Origin of the sequence: Paenibacillus sp. S28 (assembly GCF_016624415.1) — a bacterium.
Taxonomy (GTDB): domain Bacteria; phylum Bacillota; class Bacilli; order Paenibacillales; family Paenibacillaceae; genus Paenibacillus_AQ; species Paenibacillus_AQ favisporus.
This window is the reverse complement of record NZ_JACVTM010000005.1, coordinates 333,655-350,939: the sequence shown is the minus strand read 5'-3', so window position 1 is coordinate 350,939 and position 17,285 is coordinate 333,655. Positions and strand designations below refer to the sequence as shown.

At 55.0% G+C, this 17,285-nt stretch carries 16 protein-coding genes; 7 read left to right on the top strand and 9 right to left on the bottom strand.

Annotated features, from left to right (window positions below):
* Positions 1-62: 62 nt before the first annotated feature.
* The 3 genes from IAE55_RS15250 to IAE55_RS15240 all read right to left on the bottom strand — a co-directional run bounded on the left by IAE55_RS15250 (position 63) and on the right by IAE55_RS15240 (position 3,239).
* Positions 63-1,349, bottom strand: a complete 1,287-nt coding sequence (locus tag IAE55_RS15250) for an ABC transporter substrate-binding protein (RefSeq protein WP_200633165.1) — start codon at positions 1,347-1,349, stop codon at positions 63-65.
* Between the two features lie 172 nt (positions 1,350-1,521).
* On the bottom strand, positions 1,522-2,358 hold the full coding sequence (locus IAE55_RS15245) for a carbohydrate ABC transporter permease (protein ID WP_200633164.1): 837 nt from the start codon (positions 2,356-2,358) through the stop codon (positions 1,522-1,524).
* On the bottom strand, positions 2,358-3,239 hold the full coding sequence (locus IAE55_RS15240; RefSeq protein WP_200633163.1) for a carbohydrate ABC transporter permease: 882 nt from the start codon (positions 3,237-3,239) through the stop codon (positions 2,358-2,360). The genes IAE55_RS15245 and IAE55_RS15240 overlap by 1 nt, the downstream gene beginning before the upstream one ends.
* Before the next feature lie 140 nt (positions 3,240-3,379).
* Here IAE55_RS15240 and IAE55_RS15235 point away from each other — a divergent pair, with 140 nt between their 5' ends.
* Positions 3,380-5,251 (top strand): cache domain-containing sensor histidine kinase, encoded by a 1,872-nt coding sequence (locus IAE55_RS15235; RefSeq protein ID WP_200633162.1) that lies wholly within the window; start codon positions 3,380-3,382, stop codon positions 5,249-5,251.
* A gap of 5 nt (positions 5,252-5,256) precedes the next feature.
* Positions 5,257-6,885 carry a response regulator gene (locus IAE55_RS15230; protein WP_200633161.1) on the top strand — a complete coding sequence of 543 codons (1,629 nt, stop codon included), beginning with the start codon at positions 5,257-5,259 and terminating at the stop codon, positions 6,883-6,885.
* A gap of 12 nt (positions 6,886-6,897) precedes the next feature.
* On the opposite strand, the gene IAE55_RS15225 is transcribed toward IAE55_RS15230, so the two are convergent.
* From IAE55_RS15225 to IAE55_RS15215, 3 genes are all read right to left on the bottom strand, one after another.
* A complete protein-coding gene (locus IAE55_RS15225) occupies positions 6,898-8,175 on the bottom strand; it encodes an ABC transporter substrate-binding protein (protein WP_200633160.1) in 1,278 nt (425 codons plus the stop codon).
* 58 nt (positions 8,176-8,233) lie between these two features.
* Positions 8,234-9,019: a carbohydrate ABC transporter permease gene (locus IAE55_RS15220; protein WP_234489594.1), complete on the bottom strand. Its 786-nt coding sequence runs from the start codon at positions 9,017-9,019 to the stop codon at positions 8,234-8,236.
* A 116-nt stretch (positions 9,020-9,135) separates the two neighbouring features.
* Positions 9,136-10,017, bottom strand: a complete 882-nt coding sequence (locus tag IAE55_RS15215; RefSeq protein WP_116232741.1) for a carbohydrate ABC transporter permease — start codon at positions 10,015-10,017, stop codon at positions 9,136-9,138.
* A gap of 161 nt (positions 10,018-10,178) precedes the next feature.
* On the opposite strand from IAE55_RS15215, the gene IAE55_RS15210 reads away from it, so the two are divergent.
* Positions 10,179-10,940, top strand: coding sequence for a tryptophan-rich sensory protein (locus tag IAE55_RS15210; protein WP_200633159.1), 762 nt, complete (start codon positions 10,179-10,181; stop codon positions 10,938-10,940).
* Positions 10,941-11,093: 153 nt separating this feature from the next.
* Here the strand turns inward: IAE55_RS15210 and IAE55_RS15205 are convergent, their stop codons facing one another.
* The 3 genes from IAE55_RS15205 to IAE55_RS15195 form a co-directional block, all read right to left on the bottom strand.
* Positions 11,094-11,474 (bottom strand): RidA family protein, encoded by a 381-nt coding sequence (locus IAE55_RS15205; protein WP_200633158.1) that lies wholly within the window; start codon positions 11,472-11,474, stop codon positions 11,094-11,096.
* A 180-nt stretch (positions 11,475-11,654) separates the two neighbouring features.
* Complete coding sequence (locus IAE55_RS15200) at positions 11,655-13,160, bottom strand: sensor histidine kinase (RefSeq protein WP_200633157.1); 1,506 nt, start codon at positions 13,158-13,160, stop codon at positions 11,655-11,657.
* Positions 13,161-13,528: 368 nt separating this feature from the next.
* Positions 13,529-13,732 carry a CsbD family protein gene (locus tag IAE55_RS15195; RefSeq protein ID WP_105445664.1) on the bottom strand — a complete coding sequence of 68 codons (204 nt, stop codon included), beginning with the start codon at positions 13,730-13,732 and terminating at the stop codon, positions 13,529-13,531.
* A gap of 300 nt (positions 13,733-14,032) precedes the next feature.
* On the opposite strand from IAE55_RS15195, the gene IAE55_RS15190 reads away from it, so the two are divergent.
* From IAE55_RS15190 to IAE55_RS15175, 4 genes are all read left to right on the top strand, one after another.
* The gene (locus IAE55_RS15190) at positions 14,033-14,440 is read left to right on the top strand and encodes a GntR family transcriptional regulator (protein ID WP_145161306.1); all 408 of its coding nucleotides are present in this window, start codon (positions 14,033-14,035) and stop codon (positions 14,438-14,440) included.
* Positions 14,437-15,150, top strand: a complete 714-nt coding sequence (locus IAE55_RS15185) for an ABC transporter ATP-binding protein (protein WP_105445666.1) — start codon at positions 14,437-14,439, stop codon at positions 15,148-15,150. The genes IAE55_RS15190 and IAE55_RS15185 overlap by 4 nt, the downstream gene beginning before the upstream one ends.
* A complete protein-coding gene (locus tag IAE55_RS15180) occupies positions 15,150-15,920 on the top strand; it encodes an ABC transporter permease subunit (protein WP_200633156.1) in 771 nt (256 codons plus the stop codon). The genes IAE55_RS15185 and IAE55_RS15180 overlap by 1 nt, the downstream gene beginning before the upstream one ends.
* 351 nt (positions 15,921-16,271) lie before the next feature.
* Positions 16,272-17,246, top strand: a complete 975-nt coding sequence (locus tag IAE55_RS15175; RefSeq protein WP_234489564.1) for an ABC transporter ATP-binding protein — start codon at positions 16,272-16,274, stop codon at positions 17,244-17,246.
* Positions 17,247-17,285: the final 39 nt, after the last annotated feature.

Genomic DNA, 17,285 nt, shown 5'->3' with positions numbered 1-17,285 from the left:
AGAGGCTCCCTTTCATTGGTTCAAAAGGAAGCCTCCAGGTCATTCGTATGCTGATTAAGCTATTATTTTTTCAAATTATCCCACGTTTTTTGGAAGTCCTCGAACAGCTTGGCCTTGTCGGTCTTGCCGGCGATATACCCCTGCATGCTTGCGCCAAATTCGTTCCAGGCCCCTTCCGGGAATCTCGCGAACTGCCAGCTCAGCAGCTTATTCTCTTTGCTGTATTTCAGCACTTCCGCGCCGAGCGCTCCCAGATCCTCTTCAGTGGCGTTAATGCTCTTGAAGGCCGGAATGAATTTGAATTCCTTGGTGATATAGTTTTTGCCCTCATCGGAGGTGACGAGCCAGTTCAGGAATTCCTTCGCGTCATCCTTCACCTTGGAGTTTTTGTTGATGACCCAGTTGTTCGGCACGCCAACGAGCAGCTTGTCGTTCTCCTCCGCGTTGTCGTTGATCGGCATCGGCAGGATCCCGATATTCATGTTCGGCGTGATGCCGTCGATCTGCACCTGCGTCCAGTTGCCCTGCTGCGTCATAGCCGCCTGTCCGTTCGCAAACATCGTCATTTCCGTGTTGTAGTCGGTCGTCAGCGGATTTTTATTGCCGTATTTCAGCGTCAGGTCAAACAGATTCATGAACTGGTCCATTTGCTCGTTGCCGGCAAACTTGGCCGTTCCGTTGTTGAGGCCCTCAATGTAAGCGCCCGGATCCTTCTGATGGGCAAAAGCCACGTTCAGCGAGTGCTGGCCGAGAATCCATCCTTCTTGGTATCCGTTGACGAACGGGGTGATACCCGCGTCTTGAAGCTTTTTGGCGGCTGCCTCAAGCTCGGTTAACGTCTTCGGAATATCGGTAATGCCCGCCTTTTTGAACAAGTCTTTATTGTAGACAAAGCCGTAGCCTTCCAGGTTCATCGGCATGCCGTACACTTTGCCGTCCTTGGAAATTTGGTCCTTGGCGACATCCACCATATCGCTGACCCATTTTTCACCCGACAGGTCTTCCAGCTTGGCCTGCCACGTTTCCAGATCGGTATAACCGCCTACGTTGAAAATATCCGGCTCCTCGCCCGATGCGAATTTCGCTTTCAGCGCCGCACCGTAATCCGAACCGCCGCCTACCGTCTGAATGTCAAGCTTCACACCAGGATGGCTGGCTTCATAGTCGGCTTTCAGCTTGTTGAGCGCCTCGGCGATCTCCACCTTGAATTGGAAAATGTGAATCGTCTTGGTGCCGCCGCTGCCGCCGCTCGCGCCTTCGGCGCTTTTATCTGTTTTGGAGGCGCAGCCGGCCAGTACTACGGAAAGGGCCAGCACGGAAGCCAGCGCCATTTTGGTCCGTTTTTTCATGATCAAGAATCCTCCCTTTTGTTCTTGCATATCAAGCGGAATGCTTCATTAAAAAAGTTCTCTCGTTGAAATCGCTTACTCCCTCATTATAGGGAACAGCCTGTCCCCCCGGCACTTACGATATTGATCAAACAGGGGGACGGGATTGACCTGTTGTTCGCAACTGAAGGATTCAGCCTTTGACCGCTCCCTGCGTAATGCCTTCGACGATATATTTTTGCATAGCCAGGAAAAAGACGATGACCGGCAGAATGCCCAAGACGAGCGCCGGCAGGGCCAGATCCCACTGCTTTGTGAACTGTCCGAAGAAGGCGAAGGTCGCGATCGGAATCGTCCGCAGGTCCGGGCTTTGCAGCACCAGCGACGGCAGCAGGTAATCGTTCCAGATCCAGAGCGTGTTCAGAATGATGACGGTAACGAACATCGGCTTCATCAGCGGAACGACGATTCGGAAGAACGTGCCGTAAATATTCGTTCCGTCCACCGTGGCGGCCTCCTCGATTTCCAGCGGAATCGATTTGACGAAACCGTGGAACAGGAATACCGTCATCGGCACCCCGAAGCCGAGGTAACAGGCGATCAGTCCCGGAATGCTGTTCATCAGGCCCAGCGTACTGGTGACTTTGACAAGCGGAATCATGATGGATTGGAACGGGATGACCATTGCAGCCACGAAAATCATAAACAGAAAGCGGTTGAACCGCGTATTGTGACGCACCATCCGGTACGAGGCCATGGCGCTGAACAGCGCCAGCAGCACGTTGCTGACCACGGTAATGACCAGCGAGTTCCACAGCGCCGACGGGAAGTTGGTAATGTCCCAGGCCCGGCTGTAATTGTGCCACTCAAAGGTTTTCGGCCAGCTGGCGGAGTTCGTCAGCAGGTCGCCAAACGTTTTCACCGAGTTAACGAACAGAAAGTAGAACGGAACCAGGAAGAGCAGCGCAACCAGCACCATAATGATTTCGGTGGCGAGCGTCCCCCAGCGGTATTGTTTGGATGCTTCCATTACGATTCGACCTCCTTGCTTTTCGTGATTTTAACCTGAAGGCTGGTAATGATGGCAACCACGACGAAGAAGATGATCGCTTTGGCGGTTCCAAGCCCGTAACGGTTGTTCTGGAATGCTTCATTATAAATGTTGAGCGCCACCGATTCCGTCGAGCGGAACGGTCCGCCCTTCGTCAGCGACAAGTTCAGGTCAAACATCTTGAACGACCAGGAAATGGCAAGGAACAGACAGACCGTAACGGCAGGCATCACCAGCGGCACGATGACCGATTTCAGAATTTGCAGCTTGCTGGCCCCGTCGATTTCGGCCGCTTCCAGAATATCTTTAGGGATATTATTGATCGAAGAAATGTAAATGACCATCAGGTAGCCCGCAGTTTGCCAGACGAACACGATAACGATGCCCCAGAAGGCGGTCGTTTCGTCCCCCAGCCAAGGCAGGTTGAAGAAGTGCCAGCCGGTAGCGCTGCCGAGCGCCGAGAAACCCTTTACAAAGATAAACTGCCAAATAAATCCAAGCAGCAGCCCGCCGATGACGTTCGGCATAAAGAAAATCGTCCGCAGCACATTGCGCGACTTCAATGGCTTGGTCAGGAAATAGGCAAGGAAAAATCCGAGGACATTGGTTAAAATAATGCCGATGACCGTGAACCTTACCGTAAACCAGAAAGCCTTCCCAAAATCGGGATCATTGGTTATGATTTGTTTGAAATTGTCGAATCCGACCCAAGTGACGTCGCCGGATACCCCGTTCCAGTCGGTAAAGGAATAATATAAGCCCAGCAGGAACGGAACGACAATGATGATGAGAAAAAAAATCGTGGATGGCCCCACGAATATCAGCTGCTGGAGCAGCCCGGATGACTTTTGGCGATTCATCCTGATCTCCCCTTTACGATTCGTATATGACTATTTCAGTATGAGGGAAGCGGTTCTTCAATAACACGGAGGATCGTGAACCGTTAGGGGGAAAATATTGATATGACATACCTCACGCACCCCGAAAGAGTGGTGTTTCCATGAAATTCCGCAGCATCCGTTCCCGGCTGATTCTGTTTATGCTGCTGGCGACAACCGTCCCGCTGCTGCTCTCCATCACGATCACATACATCCATACCAAGGAGACGATCAAAGAGCAGGCGCTCGAAGAGAACCGGAACCTGATCTACCAGGGCAAGGTCAATTTGACCAATTATCTGAACAGCATCAACCAGGCTTCGCTCACCCTGTACACGGACGCCAACTTCCTGCGCAATCTGCGGAAAATCCCGGACGATTACCGGGCGGTGGCCGAGGTGTACACGTCCTTGCAAAATATTTTGAATACGGTGCACGGCATCGAGCGGATTTACCTGCACGCTACCCAGTCCGGCCAATCCACCTTGGTTACGCCTGCGATCTACCCGAAGCGGGAGTACCGGACCGAGCCCTACATTTCGACCCAAGGGTATGAAAAATATACGACGGCGATCGAGCCGACCCATAAAAGCCATGACTATGGTTTTCCCCCGTCGCCGACCTCCTACTCGGACAAAATGGTCTTCACCTTCCACCGGTCCATCACCAATGTGCCGTCGGAGAAGGTGCTGGCCCTGCTGGCGATCGACGTCAGCCTGGATTCGGTGGCGGATATTACCGAGCAGCTGTTCAACAAGGACAAGGAGCAGCTGCTGGTCGTTGACCAGGGCGGCACCGTCGTCTATTCCGGGCGGGACAGCCAACTCGGCACCCAGATCACGGACAAGGAGCTGCTGACGCGGATCAAGGGAACACAGACCGAGGGCTTTTTCGAAAGCGGCGGAGCCATGAACGTATTCGAGAAGATGCAGACGCCATATACCGAATGGACGATTATTAAAAGAATTCCGAACAGCACGCTGTATGAGCGCGCGCGACAGCTGACCCAGATCAACGCCGCCATTGCGGTCATCGCCCTGGGAATCATCATCTTCGGCACGCTGTTCATCTCGATCCGGATCACCGAGCCGATCAAGAGGCTGACCAGCTACATGAACCGGATTCAATCCGGCCAGCTCGACGTCGACATATCCTGGAATCGGCAGGACGAGACGGGTATCATGTTCACCCGCTTCAGGCAGATGATGGATACGATCAACAACCTGATCCTGCGGGAATACCGGCTGGAGCTGGCGAACAAGACCAATCAGCTCAAAGCGCTGCAGGCCCAGATCAATCCCCATTTTCTGTACAACACCCTGCAGTCGATCGGAACGCTGGCGCTGCAAAATAACGTTCCGCGGATCTATGCCCTGCTCTCTTCCCTGGCCAAAATTATGCGCTACAGCATGCGCAACAACGATGTGCTGGTGACGCTGAGGGACGAGGCCGATCACGTCCGGCTCTATCTGGAACTGCAGAAGGAACGCTTCGGGGACCAGCTCGTCTACACGCTGGACCTGGCCCCGGATACGCTGGATAAGCCCATGCCGAAAATGATTCTTCAGCCGCTGATCGAAAATTACTTCAAGCACGGTATGGATCACGAAGGCCGTCAGGGCATGGTTCGCATTGAAAGCCATATGCGGGAAGACGGCGTGCTGCAGATCGTCATTGAAAATAACGGCAGCCGGATCGAGCCGGAGAAGCTTACCACGCTGCAGGAACAGCTGGCTGGCCGGGGAAACGGCGAACTGGAGGACGAATGGGCAGGCGACAACGGAGAAATCGGCGTGCGTAACGTCCTGCTTCGTCTGCAGCTGTATACGCCGCATGACGTCGGCATGCGGATCGAAAACCTCGAGCCGTATGGAGTCCGTATTTCCTTGGAAATCGATACAGAAGATATGCAAGATATGCACACCGGAGAAAATAAAACGGCTGAAGCCCGCACAGGGGCTGGGCCGAGGGAAGTTCATACAGAGGAGAATTGACAGCCATGAAAGTGTTAATTGTAGACGATGAGAAGCATGTCCGGGAAGCCATCAAGCTGCTCGGGGAATGGGAGCGCCATGGCATTACGGACATTCTGGAAGCGGCCGACGGGAAGTCAGCGACGGAGATGATCGAGGAGCACGCTCCCCAGATCGTGATGACGGATATGCGCATGCCGCGCATGGACGGCACGCAGCTGATGGAATGGCTGAGCGGAAGCCATTCCGGGATAAAGACGATCGTCATCAGCGGTTATGACGATTTCGATCTGGTCCGCCATGCCATCCGCTACGGCGGGATGGACTACATCCTGAAGCCGGTGGACCCCGCCGCCTTGAACGAGGCACTTGCCAAAGCCGCGGCCGCCTGCCGGGAAGAGGAGCTGAAGCGGCGGCAGAGCAGCCGCCAGAGCATCGAGATGAACCGGATGCGGCCGCATTATGCCGACAAGCTGCTGTCCGACCTGATCGGCGGGCACGGGCGCCGGGAGGAGATCCTTCAGCAGCTGCGGGAGGAATACGGCCTGCCGGAGCAAATCGACCGCTGCGCTGCGGCGGTCATCAGCACGGCACAGCTGGACGACGAGCTGCTGGAGAAGTTTGCCCGTATGAAGCAGCTGCTCTATTTTACGCTGACGAACATCGGCAACGAGCTGCTGTCGGCCAAACGAAAAGGGTTCGCCTTCCATCATCTGGCGAACCCCGAAGAAATCGTGCTGCTCCTATGGGATGACTCCATGCCGATGTCCTCCCTGCTGGTGGACATCCACCGCGGCATCGACGCCACCCTTCACCGCAGCGTGCATATCGGCGCCGGGTCCTTCCAGCCGTTCCCGGAGGGCCTCGCCCGCTCCTATCAGGAGGCGCACCGGGCGCTCTGGCAGCGCAGCCTGCAGGACCCCGCCGCCTGGCTGCATACGCTGAGCGCCGCCGGCCGGGCTGCTCCGCGGCCCCTGCGCCTGAGCGCGCATGAGGAGCAGTTCCGCCTGGCAGCGCTCAGCGGCAGCCCCGAGCAGATCAGCGCCGCCGTGGACGGCTGGATGCAGGCCGTACGGCAGCTCGATCGGGTGACGCCCGAGCAGCTGGTGCAGTGGAACGCGGAGTGGGACTGGATGCTGAAGCAGTGGATGGATCAGGGCGCCGAGGCAGCGGCGCCAAGTCCCGACAAGGACGCCCTGCTGGAGCTGCCCCGCTCCCTTCCGCTCGACAAGCATGGGCGGTTGTCCTATGACCTGTGGACTTCCCAATACGAAGGGCGGCTGACCGCAGCCAGCCGCATTTTGACACAGAAGCACTCGCGGGAGAACCATATCATCCACGACATTGCCGCATACCTGGAAAGCCATTATGCCGAGGATATTTCCCTACAGGAAATGGCTGTGCGCTTTTTTCTTAGCCGGGAATACATCTCCAGACGCTTCAAGCAGGAATTCCAGGTGAACCTCTCCGACTTTCTCGCCCGGATCCGGATTGAGAAGGCCAAGCTGCTGCTGCACAATCCGCAGCTGCGCATCTCCCAGATTGCCGAAATGGTCGGTTATCAGGACGAGAAATATTTCAGCAAGGTGTTCAAGAAGCAGGAAGGCCGCACGCCCAACGAGTTCCGGAAGGACCTCCCGGCTCAGACGCACTGAGCTCGGCGGTCATCAGCGGACGCTCAGGTTGTCCCAGTTCTGCTGGAACTGCTCAAACATCTCCAGCTTCGTGATTTTGCCGCCGATGTACCCCTGCATGGCCGCGGCAAATTCGGGCTGCATGCCGAACGGGAACCGGAACCAGTTCCAGGTCAGCGTCTTGCCTTCGTCGGTGTACTTCTGCACTTCCATGCCCAGCTGTCCCAGGTCTTCGTCCGTACCTTTAATGGACTTGAAGGCCGGAATGAATTTGAACTCCTTCGTAATGTACTTCTTCCCGGTATCGGAGGTCACCAGCCAGTTCAGAAACTCCTTGGCCTCCTCCTTGACCGGTGAATCCTTATAGATAACCCAGTTGTTCGGCACGCCGACGTACAGCTTGTCCCCGAGCTGCGGATCGTCATTGATCGGCATCGGCAGGATGCCCAGGTTCAGCTTCGGATTAATGCCGTCAATCTGCACCTGGGTCCAGTTCCCCTGCTGCATCATGGCGGCTTCCCCGCTGGCGAACATCGTAACCTGGGTGTTGTAGTCCGTTGTAAGCGGGCCTGGATTGCCATATTTCAGCGTCAGGTCGAGCAGGTTCGACCACTGCTTCACGACTTCGTTGTCCGCGAACGTTTCCGTCTTGTCGTTCAGATGCTGGATAAAGGCGCCAGGGTCCTTCTGGTCGGCAAAAGCCACGTTGATGTTATGGTTGCCGAGCACGAAGTTTTCCTGATACCCGTTGGCAAACGGGGTAATGCCGGCCGCCTTCAGCTTCTTGCATGCCTCTTCAAGCTCGCTGAGCGTGGTGGGCCGCTTCGTGATGCCCGCTTTTTCGAACAAATCCTTGTTGTAGATAAAGCCGTACCCTTCCAGGTTCATCGGCTGCCCGTACAGCTTGCCGTCCTTGGTCATCGGCTCTTTGGCGATGTCCTTCACGTCCTTGACCCAAGGCTGATCGGACAAGTCCTCCAAATATTCCTGCCACATGTCCATTTCGGCATACCCGCCGATGTTGAAGATGTCCGGCTCTTTCGAGGCTGCGAATTTGGCCCGGAGCGAGGCGCCGTAATCACTGCCCCCGCCGACGGTCTGTATATCCAGCTTGATCCCCGGGTGGGACTGCTCATACTCCGCTTTTAGTTTATTTAATGCATCCGCAATTTCCACCTTGAACTGAAAAATATGAATGGTCTTGACCCCGCCACTGCCACTGCCACTTCCGCTGCCGCATCCGACCAGCAGGGCGAACGAGGCCAGCAGCACACCAAGGCGGGCTCCAACGGCATAGGCCTTTTTCTTCATGCCGCATAACCTCCTTTATGGAATATACTTGAGCTGCCGGGACGGACTGAGGCTGGGTTCAGCCCTTCACCGATCCCTGAGCGATGCCTTCGATAATGTACTTCTGCATGGCCAGGAAGAAGATGACGATCGGCGTAATGCCGAGCACCAGCGCGGGCAGGGCCAGATCCCACTGCTTCGTAAACTGGCCGAAGAACGCATAGGTCGCAATCGGGATCGTCTGCCGTCCCGGGCTCTGCAAAATGAGCGACGGCATCAGATAATCGTTCCAGATCCACAGCGCGTTCAGGATGATGACGGTGACGATGATCGGCTGCATCAAGGGCAGGACGATGCGGAAAAAAATGCCGTACGTGGAGCAGCCGTCCACCCGGCCTGCCTCCTCGATCTCCCGCGGCACCGATTTGACGAAGCCGTGGAACAGAAATACGGACAGCGGCGCGCCAAATCCGAGGTAGCAGATGGTCAGCCCGGTTCTCGTGTCCATGAGGCCGAGCGTGCTGACGACCTTAACGAGCGGGATCATGATCGATTGGAACGGAATGACCATCGCGGCGACAAACGCAGCGAACAGCAGCCGGTTGAACACCGTGTCCCTGCGCACCATCCGGTACGCCGCCATCGAACTGATCAAGGCCAGCAGCACGTTGCTGATAACCGCGATCAGCAGGGAGTTGCCGAACACTTTCGGGAAGGCGGTAATTTTCCACGCCTGTGCATAGTTGTTCCATAGAAAGGCATGCGGCCAGCCCGCGGAGTTGGTCAGAATATCGCCGAAGGACTTGACCGAGTTGACGAGCAGAAAGTAGAACGGCACCAGGAACACCAGGGCCAGCAGAATCATCAGCAGTTCAAGAATCAGCCGTTTGGCGCGATACCCGCGGCTTGTGCTGGCGCTGGCTCTTGGGCTTGGACCTCGTTTGGTGCCTGGGTTTGTTCCTGGGTTGGTGCTTGTGTGCATCATACTTCCACCTCCTTGCGCTTTGTGGCGCGCACTTGAAGGATCGAAATCAGGGCCACGACGATAAAGAAGATGATCGCCTTCGCTGAACCCATGCCGAAGCGGCTGATGTTAAACGCCTCATTGTAAATGTTCAGCGCGACGGATTCGGTTGACTTGAACGGACCGCCCTTGGTGAGCGACAGATTCAGGTCAAAGAGCTTGAACGACCAGGAAATGGCGAGGAACAGACAGACCGTCACGGCCGGCATGACCAGCGGAACGGTGATCTTCCGGAGAACCTGTCCCCTGGATGCACCGTCGATTTGAGCGGCCTCAATGAGGCTTTTCGGCACATTGTTCAGCGAGGAAATGTAGATGACCATCAAATAGCCGGCGTTCTGCCAGACAAAGACGATGACGACCGCCCAGAAGGCCGTCGCCTCGGTGCCGAGCCAGGGCAGCTTGAAGAAGGAGAGCCCGGTGGCCGCACCGACAGAAGAAAACCCTTTCACGAAGATGAACTGCCAGATAAATCCGAGCAGCAGACCCCCGATAACATGAGGCACAAAAAATACGGTCCGCAGCGCATTTCGCGTCAGCAGCGACCGCGTCAGCACATAGGCGAGAATAAAACCGAGCACATTGGTTAGGATGACTCCAAGTACGGTAAATTTGACGGTAAACCAGAACGAATTCAGAAACGCCGGGTCTTCCGTGAAAATATGGATATAATTGCGGAAGCCGACCCAGCCCGCATGCCTCGACACCCCGTTCCAGTCGGTAAACGAATAATACAGTCCTAAAAGAAAGGGAACGACAACAATGACGAGGAAGCACAGGGCCGACGGTCCGACAAAAATGAGCTGCTGCAGCAGCTGAGACGATTTTTTCGAGTTCATGCCCTCACTCCTTACACTTTCATGGTTTTTCATTTAATTACCTATATCGACAAGGATTGAATCTGCATCATTTTGTTCTTTTTGGGACAAATTCGGGTATATTTGTAGGGAAAAGGCCGCTTTGCGGCAAGCCGTAGACATCACTTCAGGAGGCTGGTACGATGCTTAGAAGCAATCCGTATAAATGGTGGAACTGGCTCGCGTTCGTCGCCGCGATGGTGGTCAACGCGCTGGCCAATACTGCTGTGCTCGGGGGAAAAACGACAGGGGAAATATCGGACCAATACCCAACCATGATCACGCCCGAAGGGTATGCTTTTACCATTTGGTCCTTAATTTATGTACTGCTGCTTGGCTTTCTTCTCTATCAAAGCGGACGGGTCACCGAAACCCGGGATTCGGTCCGGTCCATCGGTCCGTGGTTTATCATCTCCTGCGTGCTGAACATCGCGTGGCTGCTCTTGTGGCAGTATGAATATATCGAGCTGTCGCTCGTCGCCATGGTCCTGCTGCTGCTCTCGCTGTTTGTCATCTATCGGCGGACGCGCAGCATCTATTATCCGACATCCGGAGAGATGTGGCTGATCAAGCTTCCCTTCAGCCTGTATTTCGGCTGGCTTAGCGTAGCCGTCATTCTTAATATCGCGATCGTGTTGAAAAAGAATGGTTGGAACGGCTTCGGATTGAGCGAGCTGGTGTGGGCCGTGGTTTTCCTGCTCGCCGGTACACTGATCGCCATTCTGGTCAGCTACCCTTACCGGGACAGCATCTATCCGCTGGTCTTCGTATGGGGCTATGTCGCCATTGCCCTGGAGCAGCAGGATCAGGTGGAGCGGGCGTTTATAGCCGCCCTCATCCTGGCGATCATTCTGTTCGTCTATGCCATCTATCTATTCTTCGCCCGAAGCCGGGATCGGGACTGAATGTAACCCCGCAAAGCGCGGCCTCAGCTCCGGCGTATATCCGGTATTATGCGGGGAGACCCGAGATATAAACAACACAAAAAAGCCGGGCTTTGCGAACGGGGCGGCGCCCCGGGCAAAGTCCGGCTTCCTATAGGATATGTAGCTTCCGATCTATTTAACGGCAGCAATCGTCTCGATTTCCACCAAGCCGTCTTTCGGCAAGCGTGCGACCTCAACAGCGCTGCGCGCAGGGTAAGGCTCGGTGAAGAAGGAGCTGTAAATCTCGTTGACCACGGCAAAATCGTTCATGTCTTTCAGGAACACGGTCGTCTTGACCACTTGATCCAGGCTGCTCCCTGCTGCTTCAAGAATCGCCTTCACGTTGTTCAGAGCCAGGCGGGCCTGCTCCTGAACGCCGCTGCCGAACTCACCGGTCGCCGGGTCGAGCCCCAATTGTCCCGATGTGAAAATAAAGTCGCCGACCTGAACGGCCTGGCTGTAAGGTCCGATCGCTCCTGGCGCGGACTCGGTCGAAATCACCTTTTTACTCATGGAAGTCACCCTTTCGTCTTCGTACTATCCTTCTCATTGTAAACAGAGGTTGGCCAAGTTGCAATACGGCACCGCGCTGCTCCAGGCGTGCGGCTGCCTCAATTGCAAGCTGCCCTTCACCCACCTTCTCCAGCTCTGGCTCCAAGGACCGCTCAGCATATATGAGCAGCGGAAGGACGGTTATTCCAGGCTCGGAACCGTTCCGGTGCGTCCCGGAAGCAGCGCCTTCTGCCCCACTCCGCCGACGGATGGGGTGATTTCCAGGGTGGCACATTCCTCCGCTTCATTGGCCAGCGGCAAATAGAGCGAGAAACAGCTGCCCCTCCCCACTTTGCTCTCCAGCCGGATAAACCCACCCAGCAGATGTGCCAGGTCCCGGCTGATCGAGAGCCCGAGGCCCGTCCCGCCGTATTTCCGGCTGATGGAGCCGTCCGCCTGGGCGAACGCTTCAAAGATCCGCCGCTGCTGCGGCGGCGAAATGCCGATACCGGTATCTTGAACGTCGAACACGATCCATGAGCCCGCAAGCTTTCCCTCCGGGTTATGCTCCGCACGAATGACGAGGCTCACCTTTCCCTGATGGGTAAACTTGAACGCATTAGACAGCAAATTTTTTAAAATCTGCTGCACCCGGCTCGGATCGGTCCGGAACGTTTCCGGAAGCGAGGGGTCCAGCTTGATGGAGAAGCCGACGTTTTCTTTTTGAGCGACCAGTTCAAAATGCATTTGCAGCAGCTGCGGAATTTCGCTGATATTCATCTCTTCATGCATGATTTCCAGCCGTCCGGCCTCCACCTTCGACAAGTCCAGAATGTCGTTGATGATGCGCAGCAGCTCATGGCCCGACTGGTGGATAATTTCACCGTACTCGGCCATTTCCTCCTTGGTGCGGCTGTCGTCGTTGTCGCTGATCAGCTCGGCAAAATTGATGATGCTGTTCAAGGGAGTGCGCAGCTCATGGGACATGTTCACCAGAAACTCAGTTTTGTAGCGCGAGGACCTCGCCAGCTCTTTGGCCCGCTCCTCCAGCACGCGCTTGGCCTGATGCAGCTCTTCGGCCTGGGCCGACAGCAGCACGTTGCTTTGTTTGAGCTGGATGGTGCGGGCTGCTTCAAGCTGAAAATCGCGGAGGATCAAAGAAAAGATCAAACTCAGCAAGAGGGTGAGCGGAAGCGTGGCCGGCATGATCGTTTCAAAATAATGAGCGGCAGGAATAACCCCTAATAATGCAATATCGATACAATTCAGTACGTTCAAGACCAGAATGGCCAAGAAGCCGCGGGTCACAAGACTGAGCCCCTTGCGTCTCATCCAAATATTGAGCAGTGCCGCCGCAGCGCCCAAAATGCACAGATTGAACAAACCGGCGACCGAGGCCTCGTTCACGCCGAACGTAAGGCGCGCGAATCCGATGCCGATGCCGATAATGACCAGCGTCACCGGCTCAGCATAAGCAACCGTCGCAATGATGAGGGGTATGATCCGGAGATCGAAAATCACATTTTCGCTAAGCTTGTATCCGAAAACCATGCTCAGCCATCCGCAAAAGATGATCAGCAGCACCGAGCAGGTGTATTTCACATGTTTAGGGGCACGGGCAAGTCCATATTTGTAGAACAGGTTGGCCATGTAGGCAGCCGCTATGAGCAGGGCTGTGTTACCAAGAAATATTTCGCAAAAATCCATGTACTCACTCCTGAAGATGGATATTAGCCGTGCTCTCATATCATATCACGGCAGATCCATATATCCAGAATTTATATATAAAACGATGCCGGGCTAAGCCGTGATTACCGCGGCAGCCCGCCGAAGCTGGGGGATTCTCGCTGATTTTGCGACCCATACCGGGTAAATGGGGAACCTTCTTGTGGGTAAACCGGTCAGACCTTTGAGGTAAGCCTATGGCGGATGGCGTGCTTGAAGTCATCCAGGTGAGGGCAGGGCTTACTTGGGTTAGGTAGGTGAACACCCGAAAGAAGCGCAGCGCTCCCCGGTTGCCGGAGATTCGCTGCGCCTTTTGCTGTTTCCACATGCCGACCGCAGGACGAAGAGGCCTACAACTGACGCGAACGCGTCCAGTCATGGTACTCTTTTTCCGCGGCGTCCTTAGTATGGCCATAGCGCTCCTGAAGCTTGCCGATCAGCTTGTCCTTTTCGCCGTCGATTTTATCCAAATCGTCATCCGTCAGCTCGCCCCACTGCTTTTTGGCTTCGCCTTTCAGTTGATTCCATTTTCCCTTGAATACGTTATGATCCATGAGGATCAGCTCCTCTCGGTATAAGTTGTTGGTCGGCGGAACCTATCCGCTCCGCCTGTAGTTCTTTATTACCCGCAGGAACGCGGGCTGAATCCAACGAGCACCAGCAATGCTGCCCCAGTCTTCATAGCCATAAACCGGTGTGAAAAAGATTTTAACCAAAATATTGATCGCCTATTGCATTAGGTGTATTAAGTGATATAATACACTTAAATCACATAAGTGACCTGAACGTTTGCGCTTATGCCGAGAAGGAAAGCTGTGCTTCCAGACCAGCAGAGCTTTTTAGGAGGGAAGGCCATGGAAGACCAACAGGTTGGCCCGCTGCGGTTCCACATCGACTTCAGCCAACCTTTATATGAACAAATTCTGGATCAGGTGCGCAGCGCCATTGCCAAAGGAGAGATTGGATTGGGAGACAAGATGCCTTCTGTGCGCGAGCTGGCTCAAGAGCTTCGGGTGAACCCGAACACCGTCATGCGGGCTTATCAGGAGCTTGAACGGGACGGACTTACCGAGAAACGACGGGGTCAAGGAACCTTCGTCACCTCTTCCCCGGAGCATGTCCGGTCGTTCCGAACGGCGCTCGCAGCCAAATATATCGACAGCTTTATGGATCAAATGGAACGCCTCGGACTAACCTGGAACGATATCCAGTCCTATATTGAACAAAAATACGACGCGGAGGAAGGAGGATCCATACGATGACGGCACCGATACTGCGATGCGAACAAGTGAGCAAGGTCTATGGGAAGAAGCAGGCGCTCAACGGGCTGAACATCACCGTTCCCGAAGGGCGGATCACCGGCATTCTGGGCCCGAATGGCTGCGGCAAATCCACGTTATTCCGGATGCTTACCGGCCTCGTCCGGCCAGACCAGGGCACCGTGGAAGTGCTCGGCTCGAAGCCCGGCTGGGAAACCAACCGCCACATTGCCTACCTCCCCGACCGGGCCCGCTGGTATCCGAACCATACGGTGCGGCAGGCGTTCGAATGGGGGCAGTCCTTCCTGTCCGGCTTCTCGATGGAACAGGCCATCCGCCTGGCGGATTATATGGATGTTGAATTGGATGCGAGAATCGGCGGAATGAGCAAGGGTCAGGAAGCCAGGGTTATGCTGATTCTGTGCCTTGCCCGGGAAGTGTCCCTTATTATTCTCGACGAGCCTTTTACCGGCATCGACGTCATGTCACGGGAGGCGATTGTGGCCGGTATCATCGACTACCTCGAGGACAGTGGGCAGTCCGTCCTGATCAGCACCCATGATATTCAGGAGGTTGAAGGGTTGTTCGATTACACGGTCATGATGAAGCAGGGTCAGGCGATCTGGTCCGGCGACACCGAAAGCTTGAGGGCGGAATACGGTTCACTGCGCGATGTATTCCGTAAAATGTACGCAAAGGAGTGGCAGCGTTGATGTCATCAGGCACGTTTATGGACCTTGTCCAGCATGAGTTTATGGTGCGGGGCAGCTGGAGAAAACTGAACCGCGTCCGATTATCCAGAAGATGGTGCGCCGCTTATATCCTGATTGTTGCCGCAGCTGTGGTCATCGTCACCACCTATCTGGCGGCGCGCAATGACCTAGAACTGAGCAGCTTCTGGTATATGACGCTGGCGTTCCCTTATTGGATTTTCTTCCTGGGATACGGCTCCATTAAAAGAGAGTGGTCCAACGATACGTACGGCTGGTGGCTGACGCTCCCAATCCCGAGGTTTCGCCTCATCGCCGCCAAATGGCTGGGTAACTGCCTGAAGGTATGGATCGCTATGATTGCTATCTATATCGCCTTCTCGGCGTACGTACTTATTCTGACCTCGACCATCGATCATTACACCTATGATATGGCTATCTCCTTCGTGATCACGGGCATTAACTGGCTGACCGTCGTCGCCGGCCTGACCCCATTCATCATAGCCGCAGGCATGCTGACCATTAGCGTCATGTACAGCACCGCCAAGCCGCTGACGCCGCTGCTCTGGATTCTATTTATGGGGGGCTTCAGCATCGTATACTCCAATTTGAACGAGTATTTGCTGCCTGAAGGCCGGCTGGAAACCGCAGGACCGGCGACGTTCTTCCCCTTTCCATGGGAGCTTCCGGCAATCATCATTGGCAGTTGGGCGGTAGCCTATGGCCTGATCCGGGCGGTGACATACGTCATGGATAAAAAGCTGGACCTGTAGCAAGTTCAAAACGCTTTTCTTCTATAAACTTAACGGGATATTCAACGTGGCCGCCGGAAGCCTTTCGTTCATCCGCGCGAGCCGGTACTGCCGGCGGCCCGTCATTTTGCAAACATGCTGCTTCACAAAAGTAAAAGCTTATGCTTCCGATGCTAGTTTTGCTGCGACGGTTTTACTTTGAGGTTATGCTTCACAAAACTTAAGCTTATGCTTCCGATGCTAGTTTTGCTGCGACGATTTTACTTTGAGGTTATGCTTCACAAAACTTAAGCTTATGCTTCCGGTGCCAGTTTTGCTGCGACGATTTTACTTTGAGGTTATGCTTCACAAAACTTTTAGGAGGTTGTCCCTATGATCCAAACGACGACTCGCAACAACACCGAATCTAATCAGACTTCTTATAACAACGATTATATGCTAGAGGTTTCCCAACTCCGCAAATCCTATCCGAAGAAACAGGCGCTCCAGGACGTGAGCTTCTCTCTGAAAGCCGGCACTTCGTTTGGCTTCCTCGGACCGAACGGCGCGGGAAAGTCCACCACGATGAAAATTTTGACCGGCATTGTCCAGGCCGACAGCGGCTCCGTCCGGCTGCTCGGCAAGGAAGCGACCAAAAATCCGGACGCCGTATCGAAATATATCGGCTACGTCCCACAGGAAATTACGCTGTATGATAAGCTGTCCGCTTACGACAATCTGGAGTTTTTCGGAGAGGCTTACGGCGTCCGGGGCAAAATGCTGAAGCAGCGCATCCACGAGGTGCTGAGCCAGACCGGTCTGCTGGACCGGGCCAAAGAGGAAGTCGGCACGTTCTCGGGAGGCATGAAGCGCCGGATTAACATCGCCGCCGCGCTCCTCCACCGTCCCAAGCTGCTGATTCTCGACGAGCCGACGGTTGGGATCGATCCGCAGTCGCGGAACCACATCTTCGAAATGATCCGCGACCTGAACCGCGAAGGCGTGACGATCATCTACTCCACCCACTACATGGAGGAAGTCGAAGCGCTGTGCGATGAAGTGGCCATTATGGATCAGGGCACGATCAAGGCGATGGGCCCGCTCGGGGAGCTGCTGGAGAATTACGGACAGAAGGCCATTTACGTGGAAATTGCAGGAGCCCATCACCTGCCGGAAGACCCGGATGTAACCGCGGTCCGCAAGGAGGGCTCCGGTTACGTGCTGGAAACGGAAAATCTGCACGGCGTGATGCAGCGCCTGCTTCGCCTCGCATCCCAGCACAGCTGGGACGTGAAACAATTGGAAATCGTCCGTCCCTCGCTGGAGAACGTATTCCTACGGGTAACAGGTACCGCTCTCCGGGATTAATTCTTTCACAAGCGTTCCTCTCACTCATTAAGGTGATAA